Here is a 10,869-nt window from a genome sequence, read left to right as displayed (position 1 = left end):
TTAGGGGTGAGGTTCGCCTCAAGAAAGTCACGAGACACCGGAGTGTCGACCACCAAACGCGAAACTCGCCCAATTTGTAAGAATCCAGAACGGATGATGTAATCTTGAATGTGCCCGCCACCCGTACGTTGCTGAGTAATAAAATGTTCGTGGTAGCCGGGCACGTTGATGCCTGTGGTGTATTGCGGGCTGCGAAATCCCGCAATCACGCCATGTTGCTGTTGAAAACGAAAAACGGGCTGCTGTTTAACCACCTCTAACATAGGTCGATAGGGCCGTTGCTGTTTAGGTACAGTACGGGTCTGCACACTTGGAAAGGTGCCATCAATGCGAATCGCACAAAATAGGTTGTCGCTTGGGACTAATCGGTCAATCAACTGATGCACTTGTTCACGGGTCATGCGCTCGGTAATGGGCAGCTCAATATCCGCTTTAAAAAAAGTAAAAACGGCGAAAGGCGTTTGCTGCTCAGGATGTGCGGGTTGGGCAGAACCATCAGCGCGCAGTTGAAAGACTTGCCGATCAAATGCGATCAATTCGCCATCCAGTTCATTAAACGTACCGAGACCAAAGTCCCCATGTTCTAAAAGTTGCGCTATGGTGGTTGCACCTTCATAAACCCCAGCGATTAAGGCGCTCATCAATGAGGTTTGATAAATCTCGCCTTCACCACTGATGTGTTGATAGTGGGCAAATTGCTGAGCAATCTCTTGTGAGCATGAACAGTGGGCAGAGAGTAAAGGGTTCATAAGTCAACTCTAATATGAATCTGTGTGTATATTTAGGTTGACTTCTTAGTGGCGCAAAATCCAATATAAATAAGATTTATTTTGATATAGAAAATATATGGGTGGTTAATGGAATTTCGTTACATGAAGTACTTTGCGGCCGTCGCAGAGGCAAAACATTTCACGCGTGCGGCGGAGCAACTTGGCATAGCCCAGCCACCTTTAAGTCAGCAAATCAAAAAGTTAGAAGAAGAGCTTGGCGTCAATCTTTTCAAACGATTATCACGAGGCGTTGAGTTGACGCCCGCCGGTGAGCTTTTTTATCAGGATGCGACCAGCATTCTCCAACAAGTTGAACGAGCCAAAGATCGAGTTAGACAAAGGGCAAGGGGAGAGCATCTTGAACTGCGTTTAGGCTTTGCTGCCTCAACCGCCAGCAGTTCTGTGGTATTAGAAAAAGTGCGCCAACTGCATGAAACGATTCCAGATCTACAATTGATCGCCGTAGAACATCCGATGCCAGAGTTGGCTAGAATGATCCAAGAAAAACAGTTGGATATCGCATTTATGCGTTTGCCTTGTTATGCCAGTGAAGCGCTACGGCGAAAGATATTATTTGATGACCCATTTGTGGCGGTCATCCCCGCCGTGCATACGTTAGCGGAAGTGGAAAAGATTCAGCTCATCCAGCTTAACCATGAAAATGTATTGATGTTTCCACGAGAGGTCGGCCCGGCCCTGTACGACAATATTGAAGCCGCATTCAGCGCAGCCGGTGTCAATATCGCGCGATCGTATGCTGCGCCACAGTTAAGAACGGCAATTACTATGGCGCAAGCTGGGTTTGGCATTGCGATCGTTCCTTTATCGCTCACAGAGCATCTTGACCATTCGGTGGTGGTGAAGAAGATTCAAGATATGCCGTTTGTCAGTCAGGTTGCTATCGTTTCCGATGCCGGACATCACCACCCCTTACTCAATCGCTGCATTGCGTGTATGGGGTAATGAATTCGCTTAATTGTACATCGCGATTCATTTAATACTTACCTGCAATTCCAAGTCATTGAGGATGTTCTTATTCTATTTTTTATTTATAGAATGTGCATCGATGTAAATTGTTTTTAAATTATTAATTATTTGCGCTTATCAATAATAAATCGGTATGAAATAAATAAATCCATTCTGTGTTATCTTGCTACTTTACCATTGTGGGAAAAGTCCTATACCGTATCGATTGACACAATAGGCTTAAAGATTAAATATTTCTTACTGTAATTTTGGTAAATTTAAATACATAAGAATGATAAATATGAAAATAAAATTAACCGCTATTATGGTTGCTCTAGCAATTGCTGGTTGTAATCATGATTCGATTCCTAATCCATCCGATACTATTAAGCCTGATATTCCTAATATTGGTGAAGATGATTCAGTTACGGGGGGGGAACTACCCGATATCGGAGTTGATGACCCAATAATTATTTCTCGTCTTTCTTTAGATGGTAGCTTGATGTTTGGTGAATCGGTGCAGTGTAATGATCAACCTGCCAACCAGTTTTCAGTTGAACAGAAAGACCATGTAGTGTGTACATTGGATGGTCAAACGTTAGCCACCTTTAGCTCTCCTTTCAACATTCCGAATTCACGCATGGCAGCTCGACCAAGTGGATTGGAATTACTTACGCTGACGAATGCCGATGAGTACAAAGAGTCTGTATTACGTCAAGCCAATCTACAAACTTTGATCAAAAACATGGGTAATCTGCAAGGGAAAAATATTGATTTTAATTTCGAATCATCCCGTGATTCACTCACTTTTCAAAATTACCTTCGAAATAATTTAGATATGCCTGCTGAAGAGTTTCGTGAACTGATTACCGAAAAAATCAGCAACGATAACCAAGTGGACAAACAACCTTCAACCCATGTTCCCGATATTCCACCTGCGGTCACTCCGGGGGCATCAAACGATTTAAACAGCGGTTTTGTTTCAGCGAATGCTGAAGAGAATTTGGTTTATAAGCCTACAGAAATCATTTTAAGTCAAGGTCAATTATTGGACAGTCAGGGTCGTCCGGTGAATGGTATAGCTTATTTCAGTAACCACAGTCGAGGTGTGACTGGTATTAATAAAAATGGGCAAGCCACGGGAGACGGCAGCTTTGAATTTTCGTGGGGAGATACGATCAGTTTTGCGATTGATACCTTTGAGCTTGGTCATATTCGTGGCAATAAAAATACCTTTAAATTAAATGAGTTAGGTTCTGAATGGGCAGGGAAGAATGCAGAAACTTTAGTGTTGCGTTATGCCAATATTTCCGGCGATATAGTTTCACTTTCGGATAAAGTTACCCAAGTTTTTTCTCAATACCCGAATGTTGTGAATGAAGCCATATCATTGTCGCTCAGTAATGAAGATGTCGAGCTGGATGTCGGAGGTGGTGAAAAGCAAACGGTGCCAGGAGAGTTCCACAAGCAATTTTCCCAAGGGATCGCCGCAGAAATTGATCAAGCTTTAAACCCCAGTCGTGCATCACAAATGTGGTCAACGTTTGCGACGAAATCGGCCGTGGATCCAGAAGCGAGCCGAATTCTGGCGGACATCCAAAAACTCTGGGGCGCGACAGAGGAAGTGCAGAAACAAGGATGGAAAAAAGTGGAACGCTTCCATGTATTCCATGACAGTACCAATTTTTACGGTAGTACCGGTCATGCACGTGGACAAGCGGCAGTCAACATCGCCAATACGGCTTTCCCTGTTTTGATGGCACGAAACGATAACAACTACTGGATTGATTTTGGTAAACCGAAGGCATGGGATGATCAAGGTTTAGCTTTCATTACAGAAGCGCCTTCGCTGGTTCAACCTGAGAAAGTTTCTGCCGAGACCGCAACGTTTAACTTGCCTTTTATTAGCGTCGGTGATCTTGGCCGAGGAAAAGTGATGGTAATCGGTAACTCGCGTTACAACAGCGTTTTAGTTTGCCCGAATGGCTTTAGTTGGAATGGTGGCGTAAACCATCAAGGCGAATGTATCGCAAGCTCTGACAGCAATGATATGGGAAATTTTTTCAGTAATGTGTTGCGTTATCTGACTGGAAAAAATTCGGCCGAACTGACGGTTGGTACGAATATTCCTTACGTCTATTTCAAGCGTCATGGACAAGTGATGGGTAGCTCAGCGCCATTTATTTTGGATACACGATTTGCTGCGCGCACAGAGACGCTGACGAGTTTTGAAGGACTAGATCCAGAAACTCTGCCTGTTGTGATCCTCAATGGTTATGAATATCGTGGATTGAGAGGGATGGGAAGTTATGATCTGCCGTTGAGTGCCGATACTGACGAGCCGAAAATGAGCCAAGACGATGTCACGAATCTGATCGACTACGTTAATCGTGGCGGCAATGTACTGATGATGGAAACCATCATCGACCAAGCTAATGCGGGGGAGATGACGCGCTTACTCGATAGTGCTGGCATTGCTTTTGGCATGGGATCAAGTGTGATAGCGAATGGTAATGGTCCGAGTGGTGGTTACCCAGATCGCGTACGTAATCAACGTCAACATGGTATATGGGTACTTGAACGTTATGCCGCGATAGAAGGGGGGAATGGTGCAGCCCCGATGTTGCCATACACGATTAAAGAAGATGGCACGGTTGAGTGGACGTTTATTATTGAAGGTAAGCCGGATGATAAACCCAACCTAGAGGTAGCCAGTTGGCTAGAGAAAAACAGTGAAGGTTCGTTGGTTAAGCAAGTTGCTTTCATCTATGAAGCGGATCATTGGCAAAAAAACGAGCAAGGGCAGATCATCTACAACGAGAGCGGGAAGCCCGTGCTCAACGAAGCAAGTTTAGCGGCTGCCAAGCAGCGTATTCTCAATGCTTTCGTCACTTCAGATGGGAAACTGGCTTATCAAGAATGCAGTAATAGCCACTACCATTACGAAGTGAACTGTTTGGAATACCGCCCTGGTAATGCTATCCCGACGGGAGGCGGTATGCATGTCCCATTTTATACCGAGCTAAAACTGGGTGATGAAGAAGCCAAAGCGATGATCAAAGCCGCCAATCTAGGCACTAACATTGAAGCTTTGTATCAACATGAACGCTATTTCCGCACTAAAGGTAAGCAGGGTGAGCGCTTAAGCAGTGTCGATCTCAACCGCATCTATCAAAACATGACGGTTTGGCTGTGGAACGATCTCGATTATCGTTATGAAGCAGGACATGATGATGAACTAGGCTTTCAGCGCTTCACTGAGTTCTTAAACTGCTATACCAATGATGTGGCAGGCGGAAATACCCAATGCCCAACAGATTTGAAATTAGAACTGAATCAAATGGGTATGGTGTATGGTGAAGGTGAGTATTCCGGCCAAATGAACCCGAGTTACCCATTAAACTATATGGAAAAACCTCTGACTCGTTTGATGTTGGGACGCTCATTCTGGGATTTAGACATCAAAGTGGATGTACGTGCTTTTCCAGGAGAAGCCAAGGGCTCTCAAGGCCGAACAATAATCTTGGATATGCGTAACCAAACCACGGCATGGTTTGCGGGTAATCGTCAGCCAACGGGTCAATGGGCTGTAGCGCAGCAAGAGTTCAGTGTGGCCGTGTCTGGAGAAGATTCTCCTGTGACAATCACCATTGCACTGGCTGATGATTTGACTGGGCGTGAGAAGCATGAGCTTGGCTTAAAGCGTCCACCAAGAATGACCAAATCCTTCGTGATTGGTGGTGGAAACGCCGCGAGTCATGATTTTACTGTGCCTTATGGCGGTTTGATTTATGCTCAAGGAGGGAACAGTGAGCAAGTGACACTGACTTTCACTGGAACGATTGATGCCCCATTGTATAAAGAGGGTAAGTGGGAAAATGGGCTAGATTCCCCAGCACCAATCGGTGAAGTGGTTTCCAACAGTTTTGTGTTTACTGCGCCAAAAGAGAACTTAAATGCTTCTGGCTATACTGGCGGCATTGCTCAATTTGCCCAAGATTTGGATCGGTTCGCTCTTGATCTCAACGATTTCTATGCGCGTGACGAAGGAGTCGATGGACTGCGCAACCGAAAAGCCACCAGTGAAAGTAATCCGAACAATCGTCATCACTTTGTCAACGATGTGGCGATCAGTATTGGTGCTGCGCACTCTGGCTATCCAGTAATGAATGCCAGTTTTAATGCCACAAGCAGAAGCCTCAATACCAATCCACTAAATAGTTGGTTATTGTGGCATGAAGTAGGGCATAACGCGGCCGAAGCGCCATTCAACGTTGATGGTGCTACTGAGGTAGTCAACAACTTATTGGCGCTTTACATGCAAGATCGTCACTTAGGAAAGATGGTTCGTGTTGAACAAGACATTCGTATTGCTCCTGAATTCGTGAGTATGGAGCGCGGCCATGCATGGGGTGCGGGCGGTGCGGGTGAGCGCTTGGTGATGTTTGCCCAACTTAAAGAGTGGGCCGAGACGGAGTTCCAAATTGAACGCTGGTATTCAGGTGAACTACCGACTTACTACAGCCAAGAAGATGGAGTGAAAGGTTGGAACCTGTTTAAACTGATGCACCGTTTAACCCGTAATGCAGACGATGGCCTAATGACACTGAAAGGAGAGAACTTATGCCAACCTTCAGGGTTGGGTAAAAGTGATCAACTGATGCTTTGTGCTTCCTATGCCGCGCAAACCGATCTCACCGAGTTTTTCCAAACGTGGAATCCGGGTAGCAAAGCGTTTATCTATCCCAATGATCCAAAACCCTACTATGAAGGTGGGGTGACCGAGGCAGGGGTGAGTCGAGTTAAAGCACAAAACTACCCTAAACCGAGCCGAGATCCGTTAAACATTAATCAGATCAGCCAGAAATCGGTTGAGTGAATAAAAATAGAGCGTCAATCGACGCTCTATTTTTTTATAGATAGGCTTACATCAACACTTGGACAATGAATATTGACTTAATGACTACACTTTATTTTTCTCAATAACGTGAATCGCTACCGCTAAAAAGAGAATATCTTTCAATAAAAAGAAGTTTGGAACCAAAATCCCATCCGATATCTTCCAAGTATCAGGCGTTGTGATCAGAAAACTTAAAGTGCTAATAAAAATAACCACGCTCGCAATGCCAAAGTAATAAGCTACTTTAGAAGAGCGTAATCCAATCAATAAACCAATCCCTACTATTATTTCTGTCGCACCAATTAGGTTAGAAACCGCTTGTACGGAGAGAAATTGGTAAGTCCAGCCCATCAAGGGGTGGTTAAGTACCAAAGGCTCGATTAATTTGGCTTCGGTGGGGGTAAATTTGTAAATCCCCAACCAAATCAAGATCAGTGATACCCCCAACACACCGATAAGATAGCCGTATTGAGTTGTTAGGTTGTGCGTTTTCGAGTCGTGCATGAAAGCTCCTTTAAACAGATATACAAAGAATTATTGAGCAAAAATGAGTTCACATTTGCTGGTTCAAAGGAGATGACCTGAGAGGTTGAAAAATTCATTCACGCTTTTATATCGTATTTGGACATGAGTTATAACCAGTTTAAAAAAACAGCCGGTATGCTTAAAAAATGCCCGAGAATAGAGAGCTAATTTAACCATCTCTAATAAATAATTCTGTGAACCAATATCACAAATATTGACTTAAAATAATGACGGTTGATAAGTAAAAATATGAGAAGTCATCTAAAACTTTCGTTTAAATCGATTTTCTCTATTAAATTCATCGTTATTTCCCATTTAGTGAAAAGGGTTATTTACCCTTATATTCTCGCTGGGCAGAAAAGAGCTTTTGATTTCTTCATTCTCCGCAACGTCGGTCAGAATGGCAGGTCGCATTGGAGAGCAACCATGCATATGTCAAAAAGCTTTTTAATTATTTCAATGGGTTTTGTGGCGGTATCCGTACAGGCACAAACTCTTACGCGAGACAACGGTGCGCCAGTTGGCGATAACCAAAACTCCATCACAGCAGGTGAGCATGGCAGTGTATTGCTGCAAGATGTTCATCTGATCCAAAAATTGCAGCGTTTTGCCAGAGAACGTATTCCTGAGCGGGTAGTGCATGCCAGAGGAACAGGTGCACATGGTGAGTTTGTCGCATCCGGTGATTTTAGTGATCTGACACTCTCAGCGCCGTTTACCAGCAAAGGCAAAATCACACCGGTATTTGTGCGTTTTTCAACGGTGATTCACTCAAAAGGTTCGCCAGAAACGCTGCGCGATCCGCGAGGTTTTGCGACCAAATTTTATACCGAACAAGGCAACTGGGATTTGGTAGGGAACAACCTGCCTGTGTTCTTCATTCGTGATTCGATCAAGTTTCCGGATATGGTTCACTCGCTGAAACCATCACCCGTCACCAATCTTCAGGATCCGAATCGCTTTTTTGATTTTTTCAGTCATGAGCCAGGGTCTACACATATGTTGACTTGGGTGTATACCAACTTAGGTACACCGGCAAGCTATCGAACCATGGATGGTTTTGGCGTTCATGCTTATAAATGGATCAATCAAAAAGGCGATGTGAACTACGTGAAATTCCATTGGAAAAGCTTGCAAGGAATTGAAAGTTTACGCCCTGATGAGGTCGTCAAAGTTCAAGGACAGGACTTTAACCATTTAACGAATGATCTCTACACACAAATTAACGCGGGTAATCACCCCAAATGGGATCTTTATGTACAGGTGTTGACACCAGAACAACTGAGCAAACTGGATTACAACGGCTTAGATGCCACCAAGGTATGGTTGGATGTGCCGGAGAAGAAAGTCGGTACGATGACCTTGAACAAAGTACCTGACAACTTCTTTTTGGAAACCGAACAGTCGGCATTTGCGCCATCAAACCTAATTCCTGGTATTGAGCCATCGGAAGACCGTCTGTTGCAGGGGCGTTTATTTGCGTATGCCGATACACAGCTTTATCGCTTAGGTGCCAATTTGTTCCAACTGCCAATTAACCGCCCGTTGGTTGAGGTGAACAGCCATAACCAAGAGGGCGCGAGTAACAGTGCACAAATGGCTTCAGACATTAACTACCAACCCAGTCGTAAGCTTGAATTGAAAGAGGACCCTCAATTTAAAGCGGTACAAACGCAGTTGGTTGGAAGTGTTCAGCAAAAAGCGATCAGCAATCCGCGTAACTTTTATCAAGCAGGTGTGCTCTATCGCAGCTTAAATGAGCAGGACAAACAAGACCTCATCGCCAACTTGGCGGGTGATTTAAACAAAGTCACTGACAAAGAGATCAAAGCCACTATGGTCAGCCATTTCTACCGAGCGGATAAGGATTACGGTACTCGCTTAGCTCGTGCGACCAATACCGACTTGAAACAAGTGGCAAAACTGGCCGCGATGTAACCGATAAAAATTTGCCCCGCAAGAGATAAATCCGCTCTTTTCTGCCCAGAAAATAGGGCTCTTGTGGGGCATTCACTATGGCAAAGGAGAGGAATGATGAAATGGCTATGGCAGCTCGCCCTAATCGGCTTATTAGTACTATCCCCTTTTAGATTGAGTGTAGCGGCTTCGGAGCCGTCTTTTACTGCACGGTCAGATACAAGCCAAGAGTACCAGTCTCTGATCTCACTCTTTTTCGCAGCAGCAAGGACAGGGAATGACGAAGTTGTGAATGAATTTCTTTCCGCTGGATTTCCGATTAATCAACGAAATGCGGAGAGCTATACCGCATTAATGGTTGCTGCCTACCAAGGCAACGCACAAACCGTGGAACTTTTACTACGCTTTGGAGCGAATGCTTGTTTGCAAGATAAACGTGGTAATACGGCTTTAATGGGAGCTCTACTGAAGCGGGAAATCCAAATCGCGAGAGCTTTATACCAAGCAGAGTGTGCGGATAACCTTCGCAATAAAGCGGGACTCTCGGTGCAAGAATTTGCTGAGTTGTACGGTCAATCTGAGACGTTAAAAGCGCTGCATCAAGAAAAATTGGCTGTGTCGTCTTCCACTCAATCACGACCTCTCAACTAACTGTGTCTTACTCTCAAACCCTCAATAAGGATATCCATCATGAATCAATTTACTTTGTTTGCGGTCGCCGCGTTTTTTTCTTCTTCGGTTTTGGCGCAAGAAATGACCGTGGTGATGACGGATTTGAGCTCTGGCCAATCCGTGGGCACCGTTACCTTAACTGATAGCGAGTATGGTACGGTCTTTACTCCGCAGTTAACTGGCTTGCCAGCCGGTTTGCACGGTTTTCATGTACACGCGAATGGCTCATGTGAAACCTCGTCCAAAGATGGCAAAACCGTATTAGGTGGCGCTGCGGGTGGGCATTATGATCCGCAAAACACGGGAAAACACGGCTATCCGTGGACCAACAACAATCACTTGGGCGATCTCCCAGCTTTGTACGTGGATGCGCAAGGCCAAGCAAATCAACCCGTTTTGGCATCCCGCTTCAAAATGGCAGAGGTAAAAGGTAAAGCATTGATGGTCCACGCGGGCGGGGATAACCATTCCGACCATCCAATGCCCTTGGGTGGAGGTGGTGCGCGCATCGTGTGTGGTGTGATTGGTTTATAAAACGCTTTAAATATTGTTGGCCATCCTAGATGGCCAACAATATTTTATCTCGCACTGGAATCTGAGCTGGGCTGAGTGATGCGTTGCCAAGTGCCTTGGCGATACATCTCAATCCCTTGATCAGCAAAACGGGCCAGATAGAGCCATTCATGCTTAACCAAATGTTCAACCACGCGGTGTGAAGCCATCACTTGCTCAATCCGTTCGCGTGGCGCATCAATCACCACAGTGAGGCGTAAGGCTTCATGTCGCCACCCTTGGCCATCATGCAGCGATTGCAGGGCTAAGCCACAGCGCAGATCGCCTCCGTTGCCTTCAAAAAGACCGATATTTCCTCCCACCACATTATGCAAGGTTTTATTGCCACTGCCGAAGCGGCGATTATCGACGGTGGAGGCAAAATACTGCATGTTAATCCAGTGTGTGACCAGCATTGGGGCCGTCATAATTTGTGTCAGTAATTGCCCTTCGGGATCGCGCTCCGGTTGGTATTCATGCAAAAACACTCGACCATCGAGTTTCGCCTGCTTTGAACGTTGGCGCGGTGCAATGATAAAAGCGGCATTGTTGGTCAGACCCCATTCT

8 protein-coding genes are annotated in these 10,869 nt (G+C 45.2%); 5 read left to right on the top strand and 3 right to left on the bottom strand.

Translation table 11 applies throughout. The features are described 5' to 3' along the window. Nucleotides 1-749 (bottom strand): acetolactate decarboxylase (gene budA, locus GOU96_RS15390; protein ID WP_324702000.1); only part of this gene is annotated, 749 nt, incomplete at its 3' end. A 108-nt stretch (nt 750-857) separates the two neighbouring features. Between budA and GOU96_RS15385 the strand changes: the two genes are divergently transcribed. Both GOU96_RS15385 and GOU96_RS15380 read left to right on the top strand, forming a co-directional pair. Beyond that, nucleotides 858-1,733 carry a LysR family transcriptional regulator gene (locus GOU96_RS15385; protein WP_032473336.1) on the top strand — a complete coding sequence of 292 codons (876 nt, stop codon included), beginning with the start codon at nt 858-860 and terminating at the stop codon, nt 1,731-1,733. A 304-nt stretch (nt 1,734-2,037) separates the two neighbouring features. Then, nucleotides 2,038-6,615 carry an SslE/AcfD family lipoprotein zinc metalloprotease gene (locus GOU96_RS15380; protein WP_267781767.1) on the top strand — a complete coding sequence of 1,526 codons (4,578 nt, stop codon included), beginning with the start codon at nt 2,038-2,040 and terminating at the stop codon, nt 6,613-6,615. Nucleotides 6,616-6,699: 84 nt separating this feature from the next. Here the strand turns inward: GOU96_RS15380 and GOU96_RS15375 are convergent, their stop codons facing one another. Further along, on the bottom strand, nt 6,700-7,140 hold the full coding sequence (locus GOU96_RS15375) for a YkgB family protein (RefSeq protein WP_076025503.1): 441 nt from the start codon (nt 7,138-7,140) through the stop codon (nt 6,700-6,702). Nucleotides 7,141-7,587: 447 nt separating this feature from the next. Between GOU96_RS15375 and GOU96_RS15370 the strand changes: the two genes are divergently transcribed. From GOU96_RS15370 to sodC, 3 genes are all read left to right on the top strand, one after another. After that, nucleotides 7,588-9,099, top strand: coding sequence for a catalase (locus tag GOU96_RS15370; RefSeq protein ID WP_248441760.1), 1,512 nt, complete (start codon nt 7,588-7,590; stop codon nt 9,097-9,099). A gap of 93 nt (nt 9,100-9,192) precedes the next feature. Next, entirely contained in the window at nt 9,193-9,729 is a 537-nt protein-coding gene (locus GOU96_RS15365) for an ankyrin repeat domain-containing protein (RefSeq protein WP_162809245.1), read from the top strand. 39 nt (nt 9,730-9,768) lie between these two features. Next, nucleotides 9,769-10,284 (top strand): superoxide dismutase [Cu-Zn] SodC, encoded by a 516-nt coding sequence (sodC, locus tag GOU96_RS15360; RefSeq protein WP_267781764.1) that lies wholly within the window; start codon nt 9,769-9,771, stop codon nt 10,282-10,284. Between the two features lie 44 nt (nt 10,285-10,328). On the opposite strand, the gene GOU96_RS15355 is transcribed toward sodC, so the two are convergent. Next, nucleotides 10,329-10,869 (bottom strand): putative inorganic carbon transporter subunit DabA (locus GOU96_RS15355; protein ID WP_324701999.1); only part of this gene is annotated, 541 nt, incomplete at its 5' end.

Source organism: Vibrio sp. R-1, from assembly GCF_035615595.1.
Classification (GTDB): Bacteria; Pseudomonadota; Gammaproteobacteria; order Enterobacterales; family Vibrionaceae; genus Vibrio; species Vibrio cholerae.
Note: the sequence above shows the minus strand (reverse complement) of the source record. Positions and strands in the feature narration are given on the sequence as shown.